The sequence below is a fragment of the Bartonella sp. AP57NXGY genome, from assembly GCF_042195805.1.
Classification (GTDB): Bacteria; Pseudomonadota; Alphaproteobacteria; order Rhizobiales; family Rhizobiaceae; genus Bartonella.
This window is the reverse complement of sequence record NZ_JBHIOZ010000463.1, coordinates 1-816: the sequence shown is the minus strand read 5'-3', so window position 1 is coordinate 816 and position 816 is coordinate 1. Positions and strand designations below refer to the sequence as shown.

Sequence of the window (816 nt, the reverse complement as noted above, 5' to 3'; positions counted from 1 at the left end):
ATATTGGCTGTTAATTTTTCTATAGGTAAATTACCTATGTGTGGAATCACGTGCAACTCTAGTGGAGAAAACCAGCGACCGTTTTTACCTTCATTTTTCAACTCTGCTTTTTTGCTTTCAAAAGCCGCTTTTGCAATTTCTTGAAAAATATTGCTTTGCTGTTTTAAAATAGTCTGTTCTCGAAAGACAATAGGATCATTGCCTTCTTTAAGAATATCACTATAATATCTTGTAAGCTCACGCGCTTCTTTTAAAGAGAGTTTCGTAACAGGACCAAGTCCCATTTCACGGCGCTTATTGTGGTGCGTATAGCGAAAAAACCAAGAGCGTGTATTGTCTTTTCGAACATTCAACCATAGCCCCGCCCCGTCACAATATTTACCCTGCGAGGACGTCTTTACGAATGATGCTGATAACCGATGAATCGCCCTCACTTAACGTCCCCTCTCGTCCACCTTTTCAAGCATTGCTCGTCCACCTTTTTTGGTCCACCTTTTAGACCACCTTTAATTTCTGATTTGAGATTTTTTCTTTAATACTTACTTTTTTTATTGAATCATAAAAAGCTATAGACATCAATACGCCCTTACACATCTTTATATACTTTGAATCTTGTTGCTAAAGCCTGATTCGCTCTCTGGGGGCACCATGCTCTTTTTTATCCAAAATACTTTATTGATTTTCCATATATTTTTTATAGTGAGGGACGCGTAAATAAAAGTTAGGGAATAGGATTTTTCAACACGTCTCTTAATGATTGCGAATCAAGAGTTCTTTTCGGGGTGGTTTTTTAGCAAAACCAGAGGTCCAAAGGGT

1 protein-coding gene is annotated in these 816 nt (G+C 37.9%); it reads right to left on the bottom strand.

Annotated elements, in window-relative coordinates:
• A partial coding sequence (locus ACFIL8_RS11495) for an Arm DNA-binding domain-containing protein (protein ID WP_375689910.1) occupies positions 1 to 434 on the bottom strand: 434 nt, incomplete at its 3' end.
• Positions 435 to 816: the final 382 nt, after the last annotated feature.